A 20142-nucleotide genomic window follows, 5' to 3' on the forward strand; every position below is an offset into this window, starting at 1 on the left:
TGCAAGTAGATTGTATAAAAATACATTCGCTTCGCAAAAGGATGATTGACAAATATAAATTTTTTATGAATAACAACACTTTTTATCCTTAACAACGCATTTTGAATTAGAAGTTTCATTCATTTTTCAATATCAGTAAAAAGATTTAACTACAAAATATAGCTAAATGAAAATTCCACTCCGAAGCGAGACGTTTATTAAAAGTAGGAAAATGGTTGGTGCTCGCAGTTTGTGGCGTGCAAATGGAATGAAAGAAGAGCAATTTGGCAAACCGATTATAGCTATTGCCAATTCGTTTACCCAGTTTGTACCTGGTCATACTCACCTTCATTCAGTTGGTCAACAAGTAAAAAAGATTATTGAAGAACAAGGATGCTTTGCTGCTGAATTTAACACCATTGCCATTGACGATGGAATTGCCATGGGACACGATGGGATGTTATACTCATTGCCCTCGCGCGATTTGATTGCCGATAGCGTTGAATATATGGTTTGTGCTCATAAGGCGGATGCCTTAGTTTGTATTAGTAACTGCGATAAGATAACTCCTGGTATGCTTATGGCTGCTATGAGGTTAAATATTCCTACAATTTTTGTTTCCGGCGGACCTATGGAGGCAGGCGTTTTAGGGGATAGAAAGTTCGATTTAGTAGATGCAATGGTTATGGGTGCCGATACAAATGTTAGCAAATCCCAACTTGCCAAAGTTGAGCAATCTGCATGCCCTACCTGTGGTTCATGTTCCGGTATGTTCACCGCTAACAGTATGAACTGCCTAACCGAGGCACTGGGGTTATCGTTACCCGGAAATGGCACCATTGTGGCAACCCACTCAAATAGGCTAAAACTCTTCGAAAAAGCAGCGAATAGAATTATTGAAATGGCTTATGAATATTATAATAATGGAAATGAGCGAGTATTGCCTCGTCAGATTGCCTCCATGAAAGCCTTTTTCAATGCTATGACGCTGGATATTGCAATGGGTGGATCAACCAATACTGTTTTACACTTACTTGCAATTGCACATGAAGCTGGGGTTGATTTCTCTATAAAGGATATTGATAATTTATCTAGGAAAACACCTTGTCTTTGTAAAGTTTCCCCCAGCTCACATTACCATATCGAAGATGTAAATAGAGCAGGTGGAATAATTTCCATTTTAGGAGAATTGGATAGAGCAGAATTAATTGATACTTCTGTATATAGAGTAGACGGATTAACACTTAATCAAGCAATAGAAGATTATGATATTGTGAGTTTAAAAGTTAATCCAGAGGCAATTGAAATATACAGTAGTTCTCCCTCCAATAGGTTTAATTTAGTTATGGGATCGCAAAATAATCACTATGCAGAACTTGATGTTAATCGAAAATCGGGTTGCATTCGAAATGCTGAAAATGCTTATCAGAAAGATGGCGGATTGGCTGTTCTGTATGGAAATATTGCCACCAATGGTTGTATTGTAAAAACGGCAGGAGTTGATTCATCGCTTTTCCATTTCGAAGGAATTGCAAGGGTATTTGAATCGCAGGATGATGCTGTAAATGGTATCTTAAGAGGAGCAATAAATCCTGGAGATGTTGTGGTTATTCGTTACGAGGGACCAAAAGGCGGTCCAGGTATGCAGGAAATGCTTTATCCAACATCTTACTTAAAAAGTTTAAGACTCGATAAAACTTGTGCCCTAATAACCGATGGGCGTTTTTCGGGTGGAACTTCGGGTCTTTCCATTGGACATATATCGCCAGAAGCCGCTGCTGGGGGCGAAATTGCTCTGATTAAAGATAATGATAAAATTGTAATTGATATTACCAATAGGTCAATTGATCTTTTAGTAAGCGAAAATGAACTGAAATTTCGAAAAGATATTGAAATCAAACGGGGTAAAGCAGCTTATTCCCCTCAATCTAGGGTAAGAACAATTCCAAATTCTCTTAAAATTTATGCAAAGCATGTTTCATCAGCTGATAAGGGTGCTATAAGAGAACTTGATTAGTGAATGGTTGAAGAATGATAAAAAGTAAATTATCTCAATAACTATGACTGCTAAAGAAAAAGAAACTAAAAGATCGAAACAACAAAACGTTGAAATATCGGGAAGCGAAGCAGTAATCCGATCGCTTATTGAGGAAGGAACTGAAATTATTTTTGGTTATCCAGGTGGACAGATTATGCCTGTTTATGATGCATTGTACGATTACCGAAATGCCCTTCGCCATATATTAACTAGGCACGAACAGGGTGCTGTTCATGCTGCACAAGGATATGCCCGCGCAACGGGAAAAACTGGAGTTTGTTTAGTTACATCTGGGCCAGGGGCTACAAATTTAATAACTGGTATAGCCGATGCAATGATTGATTCAACACCCTTGGTTTGTATTACTGGTCAGGTTGCCTCTCCCCTTTTGGGTTCAGATGCTTTCCAAGAATCTGATATTGTTGGCATTTCAATGCCCATTACCAAGTGGAATTACCAAATTACCTCACCCGATGAAATTCCATCTACAATTGCCAAAGCTTTTTATATTGCTGCAACTGGACGACCAGGGCCTGTGCTTATTGATATTACTAAAAATGCTCAAACTGGTAAGTTTAAATACAAATACGCCAAATGCCATAAAATAAGAAGTTATATACCAGAATTTCCCGTTAATAAAGAAAAACTAAATCAAGCGGCAGATCTAATAAATAGCGCCAAAAAACCATACCTGATTTATGGTCAGGGAGTTCATCTATCGGGAGCCGAAAAGGAACTGAAACAATTTATTGAAAAAACTGGAATACCTGCGGCGGGTACTCTACTTGGGCTCTCGGCGCTAAAAACAAATCATCCATTGAATATGGGGATGCTAGGCATGCATGGAAATTATGGACCCAATATCAAAACCAATGAATGCGATGTGCTAATTGCCGTTGGTATGCGATTTGACGATCGTGTTACTGGGAATCTTAAAACATACGCAAAACAGGCTAAAGTAATTCATATAGAAATTGATCCTGCTGAAATTAACAAGAATGTAAAATCGGATATTGCACTGCTTGGGGATGCAAAAAGGATTCTAAAACTATTACATCTGTTAGCTGAAAAAAAGAAACATCTATCATGGGTTAATGAATTTAAAGATGCCCATGAAATTGAAATGAAGAAAGTGATAAGTTCCGATCTTAACCCTGAAACATTGGGGATTGGAATGGCCGAGGTTGTAAATAAGGTTTCAGAGCTAACTAATAGTTCGGCCGTTATTGTAAGTGATGTAGGTCAAAATCAAATGGCTGCAGCCCGGTATTCAAAATTTACCACTTCACGTAGTCATATCACATCGGGAGGTTTAGGGACTATGGGGTTTGGGTTACCCGCTGCGATGGGTGCTAAATTAGGCATTCCAGATCGTGAAGTGGTACTTTTTGTTGGAGATGGAGGGTTACAAATGACAATTCAAGAGTTCGGAACCATTGCACAAGAAAAAGTGCCAGTTAAAATTGTTGTACTAAATAACCGTTTTTTAGGAATGGTAAGGCAATGGCAAGAACTCTTCTTTGAGAAAAGATACTCATTTACCGAAATCCTCAGCCCCGATTTTGTTAAAGTTGCTGCGGCATACGGAATACCCGGGCAATTGATAACCAAACGCAAAGATCTTAATAAGGCCTTACAAACAATGCTTGAATCAAAAGGACCTTACCTAATAGAGGTGATGGTTGAAAAAGAAGATAATATCTTCCCAATGATTCCAGCAGGTGCATCGGTTTCAGATATTTTACTATGCATAAATGATATTAAATCAAGTAATTAATTTAAAGAAAATGAAGCAAGAGTATATTATATCAGCATATAGTGAAAATCATATCGGTTTACTAAACCGAATAACTATTGTATTTACCCGCAGAAAAGTAAATATCGAAAGCATAACCGCTTCGGAATCTGCAATCAAAGGCATATTTAAACTTACAATTGTTGTAAACGATGAAAAGGAAAAAGTTGTCAACATCACTAAGCAGATTGAAAAACAGGTTGATATACTTAAAGCATTTTACTACACTAATGAGGAGATGATATTTCAAGAAATCGCCTTGTATAAGGTTCCAACAAAAGCTTTAATGGAAACCGATCAATTGGAAAAAATGATTCGACAACATAATGCTCGAATTCTGGAAATTACCCCCGAATATACGGTTATTGAAAAAACAGGACACAAGAATGAAACTCAAGAATTATTTAATGGCTTAACCGAATACGGTGTTTTACAGTTCATTCGTTCAGGCAGGGTTGCTATAACTCGATCACCTATTGAAAAACTGTCAGAATTCCTAATTCAGAGGGATGCTCTTTTAGCCAAGTCCTAGGCTAAAAACTGTTTAAAGGTTATACTCAAATCATTCATTTACACTAATTAATAACACAATGGCAAAAATTAAATTTGGATCTACAGTAGAGAATGTTGTAACTCGTGACGAGTTTCCTTTGTCAAAGGCATTGGAAACACTAAAAAAAGAAACAATTGCAATCATAGGATATGGTGTTCAAGGTCCGGGGCAGTCATTAAATCTACGCGATAATGGTTTTAATGTAATCATTGGGCAACGAAATAACTCCAAATCATGGGATAAAGCTGTTAATGATGGTTGGGTTCCAGGGGAAACACTTTTTGATATTGAAGAGGCTTGTAAGCGTGGAACAATCATACAATTTTTGCTATCCGATGCAGGTCAGATTGAACTTTGGCCTACCATTAAAAAAAATCTTACTGCCGGTAAAGCCCTTTACTTTTCTCATGGTTTTGGTATAACCTTTAAGGAACGAACAGGGATTATTCCACCACCTGACGTTGATGTAATACTTGTTGCACCAAAAGGGTCGGGAACCAGCTTACGAAGGATGTTCTTGCAAGGACGTGGGTTAAATTCCAGCTATGCTATTTTTCAGAATGCAACAGGGAAAGCGTGGGATAGAGTGGTTTCATTGGGAATTGGTGTTGGTTCAGGGTATCTTTTCGAGACTGATTTCAAGCGGGAGGTTTACTCTGATCTTACGGGCGAACGAGGCACACTTATGGGGGCTATCCAGGGTATTTTTGCAGCACAATACGATGTTTTGCGTAGCAAAGGGCATTCGCCTTCCGAGGCATTTAACGAAACCGTTGAAGAATTAACGCAAAGTTTAATGCCACTTGTTGCCGAGAACGGAATGGATTGGATGTATGCTAACTGTTCAACCACCGCGCAACGCGGGGCACTCGATTGGTGGAAAAAATTCCGCGATGCTACAAAGCCTGTTTTTGAAGAACTGTACAATGAGGTAGAATGCGGAAATGAGGCTCAACGTTCAATTGACTCGAACAGCAAGTCCGATTATCGTGGAAAACTTGACGAGGAGCTAAAAGAGCTTCGAGAATCAGAAATGTGGGTGACTGGAGAGGCCGTACGTAAGCTAAGACCCGAGAACAATTAACGTGAGTTTGACTTAAGAAACGTGATAATTCAGTTTGGTGATAGAAGTTTGGTGATAGAAGTTAAAACCGAGTTTACGAACCGAACGTAGTGAGCTCAGCGGAACTAGTTCGGCGAAATCAGCAATGGAACAAGAGTGAAATTTAACTTTACGAAGTTAATAATTGATTTTATAGTAACTTTTTTTCAGGATTGGCTTCGTTTGGCTTACGAACTCGGTTGACTTCTTATAATTTCGTATTGTCTATTTACATTTTCCTGCATCAATTAAATTTTAGATATATTGATTAACATGCAATAAAACGACTCTTAATTATAGAACTAACATTACTTACAGTCTCAGAAGAATAGAGTAAAAACTATTTTGCCTCTATATTATTATTCAACTAGTAATCTTAACCATACTTGGCAACTAGCGTTATTTACTTGATGTCGTAAAAAATTGATTACCTACTCGCTTTTTCTTTTTTTAAAATCCCTTACAATCAACAATGATATTACCGTTAGCCATCCAATGGGGTAAGGAAGCATAAGTGTGCTCCACCACCACGATAATGTTGAATTGCCTCCAAATCCTCCGAATGATGAAAAATAGAACATAAAAAACACACCAATTACAATCATTACTGTTGTTAGCAAAAATATTTTCCAGTGTCGATCATGGGTTATGTATGTTGATAATGCAATAAGTGAACTGCCTGCTGCAATAATAATTGATCCCTCTAATGGATCTAGAACGCCAATTATCAGAGCAATAACGCCCATTATGTAAATTATGCGAGTCCAATTTATTTCCTCTTTCATTTTTTTGGATTTAGAATTGGTTTACAATTTAATAATTGTCAGTTTAACAATATCGTATAGGCAGTTAATTCGAAAATAACAATTTCAATTCATTGCAACTACTCACAATAAAATCAGGTTTCTGTATTGAAATTTCCTCAAGCGAACCATACCCATACGTTACAGCTATAGACCTCATAGAGTTATTTTTAGCACCAATTATATCATGCTTTCTATCACCAACCATTATGGAATTTGTTGGTTGTAAATTACAAGTAGAAACTACATGCGCAATTACTTCTGATTTATCGGTTCGGGTATTGTCGAGATTACTGCCAACAATTCCTGTGAAATATTTGTGAAGATTAAAGTGTCGAAGGATTTTATCGGCATATATAGTTGGCTTTGATGTTGCCAAAAACAATTGATATTTATGAGAGACAAGAAACTCCAATAGTTCCACTACCCCAGGGTATATTTGGTTTTCGTAGAGTCCATTATCGGAAAAATACTCCCGATAAAAAGTCACCGCTTTATCCGCAAGATTATCGGAGAGATTATATCTTACTAAAAATGAACCTCGAAGCGGTGGTCCAATAAATGTATCCAGCTCGTTGATATTATTTTCTTGAATACCGAGTTTATCAAGCGCATACAGTATTGAATTAACAATTCCCTCCTTCGGATCGGTTAGCGTACCATCAAGGTCAAATAGGATGTTTTGGATTTTGGGGTGCATTTTAGTTGTTTAAAAAGGTTTCTAGTTGGTTGCGCTTGGGAGTTTACCTTCGGTGAACTCGCAAAACTTGTCCCGATGCTTTTTATCGGGAGGACGCTCGGTTGAAACTGCTTTCTTATCCCACGTTAGTAATGCTAGCAAAAAGCGTTGAACCCAAATGCGTCATCATCCCAAATACAACCGAGCGTTTTGTGCGAGTTCGGTGTAGCCAAGCTATTGGCAACCGCAAGTTTTATGTTATTTTTATTAGTTGATGGCTCTGTAATTCAACAGTTAAATTCACATGTGCTTTGAGCGCATCAAATACTCTCAAAATAGTCGAAAATCTTACATCCTTAGAATTATTCTCAATTTTCGATATCTGAGCCTTTTGAACTCCAAGAATACGTCCTAGCTGCTCTTGAGTCAGGTTTTGCTCAATTCTAGCTTTCTTAATTATCTCGCCAATCACATCAGCACGTAATTCAAAATCAAATCTCTCTCTATTGGCAGTACCAACTTTACCAATATACTTGTCTGTTAATTCTTCTAGTGTATGTTTTTTCATAATCCCTCCTATTTAGCGCTATAATAAATTTTCATTATACTCCTTGCCTTTTCAATCTCTTGTTTGGGTACTTTCCAATCTTTCTTTACAAACCCATGCGTACAAACTACAATTTTTGGAATCTTTGAATTCTTATCCCAAAACGAAAGAAGTCTTATATGATTCCCTTTGTATAAAGTTCTAAACTCCCAAATGTCATCTGACAATTTCTTAAATAATTCAGAATCATTTACCATACGAGATTTCCAAATGTTGTAAAAGATTTTCTCACGAGTTTTTTCATCCAATGAATCCAAAAACTCAGTAATTCCGTCCAATAGTTCAACATCAAATCTGAAATTCATATTTTAGTTTTTGACAAAGATATTCATTGTATCCTTACAGGGAAACATTTCGGCGAAATTTTTATGGTTGCCAACGTTTGCAAATTGGTTTCGTTTGGAAGGTTGACTTCGTCGAGCTCCCTTCGGTCGGTTACCTTCGGTGAGCTCTCAAAACCTGCCCTGACGCTTTTTATCGGGAGGGCACTCGGTGTCAAATAGTATGTTGTGGGTTTTCGGGTGCATTTTGGTTGTTTTAAATGATAGTTATAAGTTCTTGTGCACAATTATTATATAGCACCTTCAATTGTTTCAATGACTTTCTCCTTTTTTAATATGTGCATTCCAATCCGCTCGTCTGTAACGCCATCCTTAATTTTATAATTATACTGTGGTTCTTCGTTTACTAAATTCGCTTCAAAATATTTAAAAAATACTGATGAATTATCACTCAATTTATCCGAAACCTCAATAATATGCGTTGATATTGCAAATACTCCTTTATTTAATTTGGAAAATGCAGTAATTACTGCCAATGAAGCCTCATAAGCATCTTTAACATTTGTTCCTCTAAATAGCTCATCAAAGACAACAAAAATATTACTAACCTGATTAATCCGTTCGGCAACATATTTAACTCGCAAAACCTCATTATAAAAATGGCTATAACCTTTATTTATATTATCGGAAAGGTTTATAGTTGTTAATAATCCATTAAACATAGATGTTTCCATGCTTTTAGCAGGAACTGGAAATCCTAAATGCGACAAATATATTGAGATGCTTACCGCCTTTAAAAAAGTAGATTTACCAGCCATATTCGGCCCAGTTATGAAACAGATATTTCTATCGACAACAAATTCAAAATCATTAACAATAGGATTTTCAAGAAATGGATGAAATATTTCCTGAGCATAAAAACAGTTAGGTTTATTAGTAAATGTTGGTAGAGTTAATCCATTCTTATTCGCTGCAAATGAAATTGATTTATAAACATCAATTTCATATATTATCTCCAGCAAATCTCTAATATTAAGTAATTCTGATTTTCTAAAGAGATAATCTAGTTCTCCATATTCGTGTGGATAGAGTTTCAATCGATTTTTTAATCCTAATACCGTCTTTAATGATGTACTTCCTATTTTTTCACGGATTATCTGCTTACAATTATTTAAAAATTCTGAAGTATTTGTTTGTTCTGAATCTATTGAGTAATCGTAAATTTCATTGAGCAAAAATACTAAAAACCTAATTCCTCTTTGAATAATATAATATTCATTCCTTGGCCTTATTCTATAGTTTATTGTTTTATATAGGAATCAATTATTGAATAATGATTTGTTTTATTCTGTTGAGACAAATAATATTCAATAAAATCGAGGCTTTCCTTATCAATTTCAAAATCACAATTAATATTTTGAAAGCCTTAAATAATCTCAATTCGTTGCTCTATCAAATCAATCTCGGTAAATGGATTAGAAAACATCCTCTTCAGGCACTCTCTACCTCCAATCGATTTAGTGTAATTAAAAAGTGAGAAAACAGATTTTTCACCTTTTTTTTCAAATAACTCCAAATCATTAATTGTTTGTCTATCTATGTCAAATCTCATTTGCAAAATATCATGATTTTTGTAATTTGAGCATTGGTGTTAACGTTTCGCGTATTTGTTGTGTTTGGGAGTTTAGCTGAGCTCACTACGTTCGGTTGCCTTCGGCGAGCTTGCACAAAACGCTCGGTTGAAACTGCTTTCTTATCCCACAGTAGTAAAGCTACCAAAAAGCGTTAAGAACTCCAAATGCGTTGTCCGCCCAAATACAACCGAGCGTTTTTTTGCGAGTTCGGCAAAGCCAATAAATACGCTGTTAGCAGTTCGTTGCTCTTCAAAAAATTAATTAAATGTTTCAACGTTCTACCTGATTACGTTTGTTATATATGATTGAATATTTTTAGATTCTTTTTTTAATATAAAATACATAAGTAATACTAAAAATATGCCTAAAACCAAAACCTCAGCATTATCTATATTTTTAGAATTCATGGCGTAATCTTTTATTCCCACTAGACCTATTTTATTATCTTTTGGGTCTGAGATAAATTGAGCTATAACATCCCAAAAGAAGTGAAAGGAAACTACAATCCATATAGAATTGAAATAGATATATAGAATAGCAAAAATATAACCCAAAAACACAATGCCAATGTACGAAAAATATGACGTCTCGGCCATATTGAAACTACCCCAATGTAAAATCGAAAACAGTAATGATGAAATAAATAGTGAGATATGAAATCCGAAATTGTTTTTCAATAGCGTATTTAAAACCAACCCTCTAAAATAAGATTCTTCCCAAACACCAATTATTATATTAGTCATTATAAGCCCCAAAAGGGATTTGCCCAAATCGGGCTTTATGGCAGTAAATTCAAACTGAACCCCAAATAGTATTGAAGCAACTATAAATGCTATTAGCAAAATAACTAATGCCAATGTTATTCCCAAAACAATATTTTTTATAAACTTATGTGGATAAAATCCTATAATATTTCCTGATAAATGATTATATTTTTTATTGAAAATAAGAACATAAAAGAATATAGAAATTGGCATTAATAGCATAATCGCATTTCCAACCAATTCATTTAAATGCTTTTGCGCATATGATCCACTACCTTTAAAAATAAGAACAAGTATCCCCACTCCTACTGTTGCAAGTAAAATAACACCCAGTGTTTTTAATTTTGTTTTCATTTTTTTCGTTTAATTATAGTTGGTGGATATCGTTTTTTTACAATGACTGCTAACGTTTTGCGTATTTGTTGTGTTTGGGAGGCTAGCTGCGCTGAGCTCCCTTCGGTCGGTTGAAACTGTTTTCTTGTCCCTCGATATAAAGCTACTTAAAAGCGTTGAACTTACCAAAACCTTATCAGCCCAAATACAACCGAGCGTTTTTTTGCGAGTTCGGCGAAGCCAATAAATACGCTGTTAGCGGTTCGTTGTTTTTTCTATTCTGTAAATCCATTCCTTTGCATTCTTTCACCATTAATAAACAAAGCCATTCCTGTCTTCATTCGCTTGAAATTTTCTTTTTCATAAAACATTTCCTTTCCTGGAGAAGCATATAAAATAAAATTGCAATTAGGGATATTTTCAACAATGGTTTGAATTATCATTTTACCTATCCCTTTTCCTTGGTAGTTAGGTAGTACGGCAACATCATATATGGCAGCTTGATATTCTCCATCTGATAAAGCTCTCCCAAAACCTACTAGGTTTTCTTCATCGAACATAAATACAACAGTATGACTATTATTAAATGCTCGTTTATGAATTTCGGGCGTATGATACGCCATACCAACTTTTTGAAGTATGTCAACCACCAAGTCCCAATTAACATTTGTCGTATCAAGTTGTAGCCGTAAGTTCATCTGTACAAATTATTTATATTTTATAATAACAGAGTTAATGTAAAAAAGTCTAATTTTTGTTAATCTTAAACCCAACCTAATTCTTTAACTGTCATATCACTTTCAACATTTCCAGTATGTAATATTGCCTTGGGTTCAAAAAGCAGATTAAATACTATTTCCCCATTAGTGCGTGGCCTATGTTCAATGCCTTTAGGAACAATCAAAATTTCACCTTCTTTAACTTCAACCGTTCTTCCGTCTCTAAAATCCATTAATAGTGTCCCTTTGAATATCATAAAGAGTTCATCCTCATTTTCGTGACTATGCCATACGAAATCATCTTTGAGTTTGCAAAGTTTTACATACTGTCCATTGAGTTCGCCAATGATATGAGGAGTCCATTGTTTGTCAAACAATGAAAATTTCTCCATAACATTAATTGATTGAATTTTTTTCATAATTTCTTAGTATTAAATTTTGTCAATTTAGTTATGCTTCCGAGTGTTTATACAATGACTGCTAACGGTCGCGGGTATGAAACGTGCCGGATCGCGGAGATGCGTCCCTATCCCACGATACAAAACTTAATGCGGGACGAAACGCTTGCAAACCCACTGAAACCGGCATGTTTTATGACCCGTTGTTAGGCAACGTTATTTTTCGAGCTTTCACTTCCATATTATCATATGTTCGTTCAATCTATTATTGAAATATAAATTGAATAGCGAATTTTTCCTATCTGATTTTTCGTTGAAACCAAGGAATGAACTTTGATACCTTTTTTCGATATTCTTCATATTGATTTCCAAAATCCTTTAATAATCTCTTTTCTTCCAATTTCACAACAACAGACAACATAAAAACAAAAATTGCACAAACTAATATTACAGAAGTTATTGAATTAATAAATAGTGCAAAAGCAAGATATATTAAAAACGTTCCAAATAGCATAGGATTTCTTGTGTTTTTATATGGTCCAGATACAACGAGATTCTCTGTTTTAGGACTTATTTCTATATTTCCTATTTCTACAGGCCCTCCTTTCCCAATAATGTTTTGAATCATTATTGACCAAATTCCATATATTATTCCTATTATTAATAGCAATATTATAATAATCCCTTTTATTACTGAATTCTGGAAAATTTCTACTCTATATACTTTATCCAATAGCGAAGTAATAATATAAATAATTGAAGGCATTAATCCAATAACTAGTAATCCTCCTGTAATATATCCTAATATCATTTTTTTATCTTTATTCATAGCATTCCTCCTTTCAGGTTATTTTAATTCTAATTATTTTACTCATCAGCATGATGATTTACTGTCCAGAATAATGTTGCCTAACGTTTGCTGCTAAAATACGTTGGGGAGTTCGAAGCAGCATCGTTGTCCCACGATAAACTTTTACTAAAGTACTAAGAACTTGCTTATCTACGCATCAGCCCCAATAGATTTTGCCACGTGTTAGCACACGTTTATTTATTTCTTATCTTGATAAAGAATCATTTTGAAATTTATAGATTTGTTCATTCATTTTTTCTATTTGTTTCTCATATAAATTCATTTGAATATTCTGAAATTCTATTTATTTGTTAATAGTTTTAAGATAATTTGATTCAATATTTCGAGAACTACTTCTAAAATTTAAATATGCAAAAACTAAATTAGCAATTAGAAATATTGTATTAATTATTAATGCCCATGTTGCTATTGGATATTGATGAAACCAAGATTGTCGTGTTATTATACTGAGTTTTTGTCTTTGAAACCAGTTAAGTTTACAGTATAAATAATTATTATCACATTTACCTCGAAAAACAGGGTAGCGAAGGCGAGTATTCACTTTACCTTGCGATTCTTCTATATAAATCGGTGAATACCCTGCAATAAATTGTATAAATTTTTCTTTGCACCCAGGTAATTCTGTTTTATCGTCAAGTACAATATTCCCATGAATTAGCGTTGCTATATATTTTTTCTCATATCTATCCGCACGCTGAGAAAGTTCTACTCTTAATTTCATAGTCAGCATGTTTATTTTATTTCTACTTTAACTCTCGTTCCGTCTGGCAGATTTCTTATTTGTTGATGAATTTGTCCTGCAAACGAAAAATGGATTTCAATGTCAGTCAATTTTGGCTGGTCAATATGTTTAGATTTCGCTATCAAGTTGTTCCAAGAAGCTTTCATGCTTCGTCATTAAATGTGTGCTAACGGTCGAGTGTATGTGCCGTAAGGGATTGCGGGGCAGTATCCTGTCCCCCAACACGAAAGTTTGAGCGGGCTACAACGCTTGAATACCCACTAAAACCCTTATGGCATATACACTTTGTTACCTGCCTGTGCTTTGAAAATTTTATCTGCTGTCTTATTTTTGAATAATACAATACCTACTTGTGTTGCTTATTAACGAAGTTCAGTCTTATGTGTTTAATACAAAATAACATTTTCAATTTTAATTTCAACTTTAGATAGTGCTAATCACTAATCCTTGAATTATGGATTATCAAACATTTTGGAAATATACGGCAACATATGTTTTTCAATCCTTTCCTTAACTTTATCCTGATGTTGACCGTCATAGATAATTAACTCATTTTTAATGCCATTTTCATTTAATAATTTATGGACATAATCACACCCTTCCCTGATCCAAACATAATCATCCTGATTTCCAACATCTATAACTATTCCATGAAGGTTTTGCAAGTTGGTTTTGTATGTTTTAACTTTTTCTTCCCATCCGCCAAAACCATTTTTATATTTTTTAAGCAATAAGTCATTTGCAACCAGTTTATTGTCCTTGTAAGTATAAGGATAATCAATATACGGCACCTTGACTTTTGGATTTGGGGCAAATGCCATTCCATATGCTAAATCGAAGACAGTGTAAAAGTCGTTGGTTGTCATCATGTGGTTTGATGCATAGTTAATAAATTTTGCTCTTGCTTTATCGGTGGGCAATTTTTTGAATAGATTTCTTAAAGTCAGGTATTTGTTAATTCTTTCCTCATCGCTAAATAAACTGGATTTTTTAAGACCATTCTTATCAAATAATCCTGGTGCTAAAGCATAAACTGAACTAAATACATTTGGAGAATGCATGGCAATATTTAATGCTCCGAAGCCTCCCATTGAATGCCCTGCGATAGCTCTTGATTTTGCTTCCTTAATAGTCCTGTAATTCTTATCAATATATCCTACCACATCTTTAACAACGAAATCTTCCCAATTTCCTGTAACAGAAGAATTAACATAAAAACTACCACCACTAAAATGCTGTCCATTTACTATAACAACTATCATTTCACTTATTTGTTGGCTGTTTATTAAATCATCCATGGAATTTTTCAGAAAAAATCCCTGTAAAACACCGAATTGAGTATAATAATTTACATAATCACCAAAACCGGGTAAATAGTAAACAACCGGATAGGATTTCTCGGTTGTATCGTAAGATGGTGGTAGATAAACAGCTATATATTGTTCTGTAGGTATATAGAGTAGATTATTTGATAATGATGGAGCTGGGATAATTGTATGGATCAATTTTCCTTGATTTGTCTGTCCGTTGATATCAGTAAAAGATAAAAACAGCAAAAGAATAAATAGAATTTGTTTTATTGTTTTCATTGTTTCCTATTGAGTTTAATAATTATTCGCTTTGTTAATTAGCTGTTTAACTGACTTTAACGACCTATAAAACTTTTTGTATCGAAATCAATACGGCATTGCTTCATATGCAACACCTCTTTGTAGTCCATTAGGATGCGGGCTCGTATTCTTGAGGTAAAACGGAATTGTCTGATCGCTCTTACCGGTAAAGGTTCTTGTGACATCAAAGTGCAAATGAGGACCACCATTTGTTCCCGAGCTACCGCTCAATCCAATGGTGTCGCCAGGTGTCACAGTTTGATTTACATGGACTAGCGCTCCATTGTACGTCAGGTGAACGTATCGTGCATAAGTTGTATCCTCGTGCAAAACTATCACAACATTCTCATGTCCTGGTGTTTGATCACTATCCGAATTACTTTCAACCACATAAACGACACGGCCACTTCGAGTTGCAGTAATAAGCGTTCCAATTGACATCCCGAAATCAACTGAATAGTAAAACGTACCAAAGTGCGATGGTGAACTGTTAAAGCCTTGTGTACAGGTATAAATTTTCCCGACAGGATAGGGCAAAACGTACTTTACATCGGTGACTATTGGTTTTCCATCGTCGGACGAATCCAAATTGCATGATAGGAGAAAAAAAAGAGCAAAGATTATGTAACTCATATTAATTATATTTTTGTTTTTCATGTTTTTAACATTTAGGTTCATTATTTTGCTTCAAGAAAATTGTAAAACCGTCGTTCGGATTAGGCCATTTTGAAAACCCTGTCTTGTCCGCATACCTTTGAAGTATATTGTCAGATATGCAGAGTCAAAATAAATGACAAGATTATCTTTTCGTATCCTTATCCATGAGTTGGGAAACCATGTAATATCCATCTTTTTTACTATATAATTGATTTAATCCAATTAATCCTGTCAGATGTAGCTTCATCATTTAAATGTATTGCATGACCTTCATTGTAATACTTCACTTGAAGTAATTTTGAGTTGACCTTTGAAATCAGCTCTTCAGATTTCTCATTTGGGGCGAATGATTTGTCTTTCTTACCAAACTGGAACAGAAAATTAACATCAATTCCATGTGCAATATGCTCTAATGGCGAGACTTTTCTCATTCGCTTGAAGTAGTCCGTTTTTTCGTTTTCTGTCATTTTTTTCGCATGGTAGACCAATCGCTAAAATCACCAATTCCTGCTATAAAGGCAAATGCAGTAATGTCTTGCTCGTGGCTCAATAATAGCGTATTGAACATAGCTCCAAAATCGTGTCCGACAAGTATAACATTTTTATTTTCCTAATTTTGTTGAGACATGAGCCATTTTAAACAATATCTTAATTGTTGTATCTGTTCAACAACAAGTTCTCTATCAAATTGAGCGTCAGTTCCAGTCCACTTTTTCTTTGCTTTAGGCCAGTTAGCGAAAAGCGTATCCACTAAAAGACTTGAAAAACCTTGCTTTCCCAACTCATTTGCCTCTTTCAGAAATTGGATCCTATTAGCATCTGGTTTAGTAGAAAGCCAGTGAGTGTATAGAATATTACCATTGGTAATCTTATTTGTTGGTAAAATATAATATGCTTTCACTATGCTGTCGGGCAGCTTAATTTCAACATCAAATACCTTGGCGTTTTTTTCTTCTTTCTCGTTAATTACTCTCGAAGTTGGTAAATAATCTGTGTTAATTTTTATTGTTTCCATTGTCGTAGTTCTTTGTTTTAGCATGGCAGGTAACGTTTCCGTGGTTGGAAATGTTGGGGAGTTAAAACCGAACATCCGTCCCACGGTGAACTTTTACTAAAGTACTAAAAACCTTCTTATCCGCGCATCAACCCCAATATTTTCAACCACGTGTTATGGGCTGGTTTTCTCCAAGTTAGAAGTTATTTTTTCAGATTCACCCATATTCATTTTGATTTGCAACTCCTTTTGTACAGAAAAGAACTAATAGCCAAATTGCTCAAATTAATGGAATTACGGCAATAAACTTCATACAACCGCTTTTTCCAACATCGTGTAATCTTCTAACACCAACAGCTAAACTAGGAATAATTATGGCTAAAAAAAATAGTTCATATTGGACCATCGCCAACACGTTCCTGTTCATCTTCCCTGTCAGCTCCTCACGGCTTCCGAGGTCAACTTCCCTTCTTGCGAGGCAGAAGCACGATGAGGATACCCAACATAATGACGTGGAATCCCACTTGGCCGTAGTGCATCGTCTGTTCGCTTGGATCGGAAGCGAAGTACTCACCGAAGAGCAGGAACGGAACGGCCTGAAAGAGTACCACCGCTGCCAGCCAGGCAACCACCGCCCAGAACATGGACCTCCAAAGTCCCCAGGCCATGACTAGACTGATGGGCAGCAACAGCAAGTCGGCTACTCGGAAGAGCCAGGGTTTAGCCACCCAGGAGCCGCCGATGATGCCCATAATGCTCCCTAAATGGGACAGGGCACTCAGGAGCATCAGCACCGCCACGATCTTCAGGTAGATGGCTACCCGAGGATGTGCAATCCCGTCTCGAACCCATTTGACGAAGTTCATTTTCATAATTTTCCCCTTTTTTAATTTTCCTACTTATTTGGTTTGGTAGTTTCACCCCGTTTTTGAAGTGGTTTTCTGGTCTCCACTATTTTTCTTTTCTGTCACTCTGGGTGGTCAGTCCTTTGGCTTTCGCAGACCATGTCTTGGTTTGTCAAACTTGCCCATAACGTTTCCGTGGCAAGAGCTGTTGGGGAGTTAAGAGCCGAACATCTATCCCATGGTAAACTTTTACTAAAGCACTAAAAACTTGCTTATCTACGCATCAGCCCCAATAGATTTTGCCACGTGTTACCTGCTGTGTTTTTTTGTTTTTGTCGCTATCCGTTCTAATTATTGTTTGTTATTCTTTTATTTTATCAAACGAAAGAGTAGTCCGTTGAAAAACTGTCGAGACGAAATTCAGTTCCGAACTTATCACCGAATGGACATTCCCCTGATGACTTTACATACCTCGTGTCCAATATAAACTTTTATAGAGTTCCCTCTTTTCCAGATCTCCACCTGTTTGAAAGGAATAAAAATCCTGCTACCAATGGAGGCAAAGCAAAAATAGATAGCACAGAGATTATCATGGAGAACGAAAAATGGCTGTACTGTATAGGATACCAAATGAATAGGAACAATCCCTCCAATACTAAGGCAATTCCTCCGATAGTCCACCATCGCCATGCTATAATTGCGGTAACCAGAAAGCCCCATGTGTATTTGGGGTAACATAAAACTCCTACCAAACTCAATCCTTTTTGAATACCAGATGCCAAACTGAAGAATATCCACCAACATGCCCAAATAAGTGCCACCGCCCATGCTATATAACGAATCCTTCTGTCTGCTTTGTCGCTCAAATAGTAAGTGTTTGCCATAATCAACTTCCTTCCTATGTATTTTAATTGCCTATGAACTAGTTTCACCTTGCTGTAAAGCAAGCATTTAAGATTCTATTTCTTGTCTGCATTTATAAAGAAAAATAAATATCCTAAACTGTAATATTGCTCTGTCTCAGGAAAAAAAATTGCTATGAAAACAGACCCTTTAAGTTATAAAAAGACTTCCCATAAGTGTCTCCGAGGGACAACCCCGACCTTAACTTCAAATTATCCTGTTGCGATGTCGTCCAACATAGCAGGTAACGGTTTGCGGCTTTGCGTTGTGGGGGATTTTTAGCACAAATATCCATACGAAGCACAAAAGTTGAATCTTGTACAAATGTTTCTACGAAGTGCGTCAGACCCCATAACGCAAAACCGCTGTTAGGTGCAGGTCTTGTTTGTCTCATTAGTTCAATTTACTTGTTTTTATGTCTTGTATAATTTCATCTGTCACAAGCACTAATTTGTCTTGAATTTGTTTTGATAGTTTTTCCAAGTCGTTAAAGTTTGGTTTTTCTATTAGAACAGTTTCAAGAATTGAATATTGAGGTCTGGTCGTTCTGTCTTTATTCCACTTTGTCGATTTAAAGTATTCCCAATATTTTTCTTGGATTGGAATTGTCTGTCCTAACAGCCAAATTTCAAACTGCATCTTTCTATGGTTCAACACAAGTCCCATTTTCAGTTTTCTCTTTTTCAAAAAGTCGTTGGAGTAATAAAAATAAGTATAGTCCATATATCCTTGAAAAAGGCTGCCAAATGAGTAGCTTTCTGAAAGGTTATTTGACAAAGTTGTACCAAGTCTTGTTACATATTTAACAAGTCCAACGTAGGCTTCTTGAATATCGCCTTTGTCAAGTTGTTCTTTGTATTTGTCAACGTAATGATTGAAGTCTTTCATTTTTATTATCCTATTAGTTTTATCACTTCGTGTCGCACTGACGGGTCGTCTGGTCAACTTGCACCTAACGGTCGCAGCTATGCGCAGTGCGGGATTGCGTGGCTACGTCCCTATCAACCGAGACAAAACTTGCCTGCGAGAACTGAACTTGCAAAACCTCTGAAACCCGCATTGCGTATGAGCTGTTGTTAGTGACTGGCATTTCTTTTAAATCATTTATGGTGCTCATTTATGATTTCATACTCATATTATCATATCCGTTTTTGAAAATAACTTATCGTCTTAAGTCAAGAAGGTAAAGCCAATATTTTTTTCCAAATCTTGGCTCAAGTTCTTTGATTTGTTTGAAACCTCTACTTTCATAAATGTGACTCGCTATATCCATAAATTCTGAAGTATGCAATGCTATGATTTCCTCTTTTGTGTCCTTTGCATAATCAATACACATCTGTGTTAGTTTTTTGCCAATTCCATTTCCACCAAAATTTGGATTTACACCAACCATTCTAATATAGCTCCATTCTGTTTGGAAAATGTCAGTTGGATGCCCTTTTGGTATTAAATAAGCCATACCAATAATTTCTTCTTTTGTCTCACAAACAAAACAATTAGATATTTTAAGTAAATCAATATAAGTGTTTTGTCCTGTTAAAAATGAATTAAATTTATTCCAATTTTCTTCTGTCAAGACCTTTTTAAATTGTCCGTAGGAAATCAAACCTAATTTTTGAAGTTTGTCCTTATCAGAATTTGAACCAAGTCTATATTTTATTTCCATTGATTTTCTGTTTATGTTGTGTCGTTGCGTATGCTTGCCACTAACGGTTGGCGGTATGAACCGTAGGGGATTTAAACCCGCGTCCCAATCCACCGTGACCAAAACTACCAAAAAACTGCGAACATTGCAAACCTCTGAAACCCCTATGGTTTATGTACTGCCGGTTGTG

At 35.7% G+C, this 20142-nt stretch carries 24 protein-coding genes; 4 read left to right on the forward strand and 20 right to left on the reverse strand.

Annotation, left to right across the window (positions count from 1 at the left end; genetic code table 11):
* Nucleotides 1-166: 166 nt before the first annotated feature.
* Genes ilvD through ilvC form a run of 4 tightly spaced genes read left to right on the forward strand, consistent with a single transcriptional unit; the run spans nt 167 to nt 5449 of the window.
* A complete protein-coding gene (ilvD, locus tag HOO91_08440) occupies nt 167-1996 on the forward strand; it encodes a dihydroxy-acid dehydratase (protein NOU17572.1) in 1830 nt (609 codons plus the stop codon).
* Between the two features lie 43 nt (nt 1997-2039).
* A complete protein-coding gene (gene ilvB, locus HOO91_08445; GenBank protein NOU17573.1) occupies nt 2040-3794 on the forward strand; it encodes a biosynthetic-type acetolactate synthase large subunit in 1755 nt (584 codons plus the stop codon).
* A 10-nt stretch (nt 3795-3804) separates the two neighbouring features.
* Complete coding sequence (ilvN, locus tag HOO91_08450) at nt 3805-4344, forward strand: acetolactate synthase small subunit (GenBank protein NOU17574.1); 540 nt, start codon at nt 3805-3807, stop codon at nt 4342-4344.
* 58 nt (nt 4345-4402) lie between these two features.
* Nucleotides 4403-5449 (forward strand): ketol-acid reductoisomerase, encoded by a 1047-nt coding sequence (ilvC, locus tag HOO91_08455; protein ID NOU17575.1) that lies wholly within the window; start codon nt 4403-4405, stop codon nt 5447-5449.
* A 449-nt stretch (nt 5450-5898) separates the two neighbouring features.
* Here ilvC and HOO91_08460 read toward each other — a convergent pair whose 3' ends face one another.
* The 20 genes from HOO91_08460 to HOO91_08555 form a co-directional block, all read right to left on the reverse strand.
* Complete coding sequence (locus HOO91_08460) at nt 5899-6252, reverse strand: hypothetical protein (GenBank protein ID NOU17576.1); 354 nt, start codon at nt 6250-6252, stop codon at nt 5899-5901.
* A 64-nt stretch (nt 6253-6316) separates the two neighbouring features.
* Nucleotides 6317-6970: an HAD family hydrolase gene (locus HOO91_08465; protein NOU17577.1), complete on the reverse strand. Its 654-nt coding sequence runs from the start codon at nt 6968-6970 to the stop codon at nt 6317-6319.
* A gap of 232 nt (nt 6971-7202) precedes the next feature.
* Nucleotides 7203-7517 (reverse strand): helix-turn-helix transcriptional regulator, encoded by a 315-nt coding sequence (locus HOO91_08470; protein NOU17578.1) that lies wholly within the window; start codon nt 7515-7517, stop codon nt 7203-7205.
* A gap of 8 nt (nt 7518-7525) precedes the next feature.
* The gene (locus HOO91_08475; protein ID NOU17579.1) at nt 7526-7861 is read right to left on the reverse strand and encodes a type II toxin-antitoxin system RelE/ParE family toxin; all 336 of its coding nucleotides are present in this window, start codon (nt 7859-7861) and stop codon (nt 7526-7528) included.
* Nucleotides 7862-8127: 266 nt separating this feature from the next.
* Complete coding sequence (locus HOO91_08480; GenBank protein ID NOU17580.1) at nt 8128-9072, reverse strand: hypothetical protein; 945 nt, start codon at nt 9070-9072, stop codon at nt 8128-8130.
* Between the two features lie 191 nt (nt 9073-9263).
* Nucleotides 9264-9449, reverse strand: a complete 186-nt coding sequence (locus HOO91_08485) for a hypothetical protein (protein NOU17581.1) — start codon at nt 9447-9449, stop codon at nt 9264-9266.
* 300 nt (nt 9450-9749) lie between these two features.
* Nucleotides 9750-10589, reverse strand: coding sequence for a CPBP family intramembrane metalloprotease (locus HOO91_08490; protein NOU17582.1), 840 nt, complete (start codon nt 10587-10589; stop codon nt 9750-9752).
* Nucleotides 10590-10843: 254 nt separating this feature from the next.
* On the reverse strand, nt 10844-11266 hold the full coding sequence (locus HOO91_08495; protein NOU17583.1) for a GNAT family N-acetyltransferase: 423 nt from the start codon (nt 11264-11266) through the stop codon (nt 10844-10846).
* 65 nt (nt 11267-11331) lie between these two features.
* Nucleotides 11332-11706 carry a cupin domain-containing protein gene (locus tag HOO91_08500; protein NOU17584.1) on the reverse strand — a complete coding sequence of 125 codons (375 nt, stop codon included), beginning with the start codon at nt 11704-11706 and terminating at the stop codon, nt 11332-11334.
* A gap of 277 nt (nt 11707-11983) precedes the next feature.
* A complete protein-coding gene (locus HOO91_08505) occupies nt 11984-12514 on the reverse strand; it encodes an isoprenylcysteine carboxylmethyltransferase family protein (GenBank protein NOU17585.1) in 531 nt (176 codons plus the stop codon).
* A gap of 325 nt (nt 12515-12839) precedes the next feature.
* Entirely contained in the window at nt 12840-13277 is a 438-nt protein-coding gene (locus HOO91_08510; GenBank protein NOU17586.1) for a hypothetical protein, read from the reverse strand.
* Between the two features lie 473 nt (nt 13278-13750).
* Nucleotides 13751-14887 (reverse strand): hypothetical protein, encoded by a 1137-nt coding sequence (locus tag HOO91_08515; GenBank protein ID NOU17587.1) that lies wholly within the window; start codon nt 14885-14887, stop codon nt 13751-13753.
* Nucleotides 14888-14974: 87 nt separating this feature from the next.
* Entirely contained in the window at nt 14975-15541 is a 567-nt protein-coding gene (locus HOO91_08520; protein NOU17588.1) for a M23 family metallopeptidase, read from the reverse strand.
* A gap of 224 nt (nt 15542-15765) precedes the next feature.
* Nucleotides 15766-16032, reverse strand: coding sequence for a hypothetical protein (locus HOO91_08525; GenBank protein ID NOU17589.1), 267 nt, complete (start codon nt 16030-16032; stop codon nt 15766-15768).
* A gap of 143 nt (nt 16033-16175) precedes the next feature.
* Nucleotides 16176-16580, reverse strand: a complete 405-nt coding sequence (locus HOO91_08530) for a hypothetical protein (protein ID NOU17590.1) — start codon at nt 16578-16580, stop codon at nt 16176-16178.
* A gap of 259 nt (nt 16581-16839) precedes the next feature.
* Entirely contained in the window at nt 16840-16986 is a 147-nt protein-coding gene (locus HOO91_08535; GenBank protein ID NOU17591.1) for a DUF805 domain-containing protein, read from the reverse strand.
* 31 nt (nt 16987-17017) lie between these two features.
* Nucleotides 17018-17431 carry a hypothetical protein gene (locus tag HOO91_08540; GenBank protein NOU17592.1) on the reverse strand — a complete coding sequence of 138 codons (414 nt, stop codon included), beginning with the start codon at nt 17429-17431 and terminating at the stop codon, nt 17018-17020.
* Between the two features lie 464 nt (nt 17432-17895).
* Complete coding sequence (locus HOO91_08545) at nt 17896-18270, reverse strand: hypothetical protein (GenBank protein ID NOU17593.1); 375 nt, start codon at nt 18268-18270, stop codon at nt 17896-17898.
* 430 nt (nt 18271-18700) lie between these two features.
* Complete coding sequence (locus HOO91_08550) at nt 18701-19195, reverse strand: hypothetical protein (protein ID NOU17594.1); 495 nt, start codon at nt 19193-19195, stop codon at nt 18701-18703.
* 274 nt (nt 19196-19469) lie between these two features.
* Nucleotides 19470-19973, reverse strand: coding sequence for a GNAT family N-acetyltransferase (locus tag HOO91_08555; protein ID NOU17595.1), 504 nt, complete (start codon nt 19971-19973; stop codon nt 19470-19472).
* Between the last annotated feature and the right edge of the window lie 169 nt (nt 19974-20142).

The organism is Bacteroidales bacterium (assembly GCA_013141385.1).
Classification (GTDB): Bacteria; Bacteroidota; Bacteroidia; order Bacteroidales; family Tenuifilaceae; genus UBA8529.

Excerpts from the sequence above, each read along its gene's own strand:
- HOO91_08500 (NOU17584.1), bottom strand. The coding sequence starts at position 11,706 with ATGAAAAAAATTCAATCAATTAATGTTATGGAGAAATTTTCATTGTTT.
- HOO91_08550 (NOU17594.1), bottom strand. The coding sequence starts at position 19,195 with ATGAAAGACTTCAATCATTACGTTGACAAATACAAAGAACAACTTGAC.
- HOO91_08540 (NOU17592.1), bottom strand. The coding sequence starts at position 17,431 with ATGAAAATGAACTTCGTCAAATGGGTTCGAGACGGGATTGCACATCCT.
- HOO91_08510 (NOU17586.1), bottom strand. The coding sequence starts at position 13,277 with ATGAAATTAAGAGTAGAACTTTCTCAGCGTGCGGATAGATATGAGAAA.
- HOO91_08465 (NOU17577.1), bottom strand. The coding sequence starts at position 6,970 with ATGCACCCCAAAATCCAAAACATCCTATTTGACCTTGATGGTACGCTA.
- HOO91_08495 (NOU17583.1), bottom strand. The coding sequence starts at position 11,266 with ATGAACTTACGGCTACAACTTGATACGACAAATGTTAATTGGGACTTG.
- HOO91_08485 (NOU17581.1), bottom strand. The coding sequence starts at position 9,449 with ATGAGATTTGACATAGATAGACAAACAATTAATGATTTGGAGTTATTT.
- ilvD (NOU17572.1), top strand. The coding sequence starts at position 167 with ATGAAAATTCCACTCCGAAGCGAGACGTTTATTAAAAGTAGGAAAATG.
- ilvN (NOU17574.1), top strand. The coding sequence starts at position 3,805 with ATGAAGCAAGAGTATATTATATCAGCATATAGTGAAAATCATATCGGT.
- ilvC (NOU17575.1), top strand. The coding sequence starts at position 4,403 with ATGGCAAAAATTAAATTTGGATCTACAGTAGAGAATGTTGTAACTCGT.
- ilvB (NOU17573.1), top strand. The coding sequence starts at position 2,040 with ATGACTGCTAAAGAAAAAGAAACTAAAAGATCGAAACAACAAAACGTT.
- HOO91_08475 (NOU17579.1), bottom strand. The coding sequence starts at position 7,861 with ATGAATTTCAGATTTGATGTTGAACTATTGGACGGAATTACTGAGTTT.
- HOO91_08520 (NOU17588.1), bottom strand. The coding sequence starts at position 15,541 with ATGAGTTACATAATCTTTGCTCTTTTTTTTCTCCTATCATGCAATTTG.
- HOO91_08515 (NOU17587.1), bottom strand. The coding sequence starts at position 14,887 with ATGAAAACAATAAAACAAATTCTATTTATTCTTTTGCTGTTTTTATCT.
- HOO91_08470 (NOU17578.1), bottom strand. The coding sequence starts at position 7,517 with ATGAAAAAACATACACTAGAAGAATTAACAGACAAGTATATTGGTAAA.
- HOO91_08535 (NOU17591.1), bottom strand. The coding sequence starts at position 16,986 with ATGAACAGGAACGTGTTGGCGATGGTCCAATATGAACTATTTTTTTTA.
- HOO91_08525 (NOU17589.1), bottom strand. The coding sequence starts at position 16,032 with ATGACAGAAAACGAAAAAACGGACTACTTCAAGCGAATGAGAAAAGTC.
- HOO91_08460 (NOU17576.1), bottom strand. The coding sequence starts at position 6,252 with ATGAAAGAGGAAATAAATTGGACTCGCATAATTTACATAATGGGCGTT.
- HOO91_08505 (NOU17585.1), bottom strand. The coding sequence starts at position 12,514 with ATGAATAAAGATAAAAAAATGATATTAGGATATATTACAGGAGGATTA.
- HOO91_08555 (NOU17595.1), bottom strand. The coding sequence starts at position 19,973 with ATGGAAATAAAATATAGACTTGGTTCAAATTCTGATAAGGACAAACTT.
- HOO91_08530 (NOU17590.1), bottom strand. The coding sequence starts at position 16,580 with ATGGAAACAATAAAAATTAACACAGATTATTTACCAACTTCGAGAGTA.
- HOO91_08490 (NOU17582.1), bottom strand. The coding sequence starts at position 10,589 with ATGAAAACAAAATTAAAAACACTGGGTGTTATTTTACTTGCAACAGTA.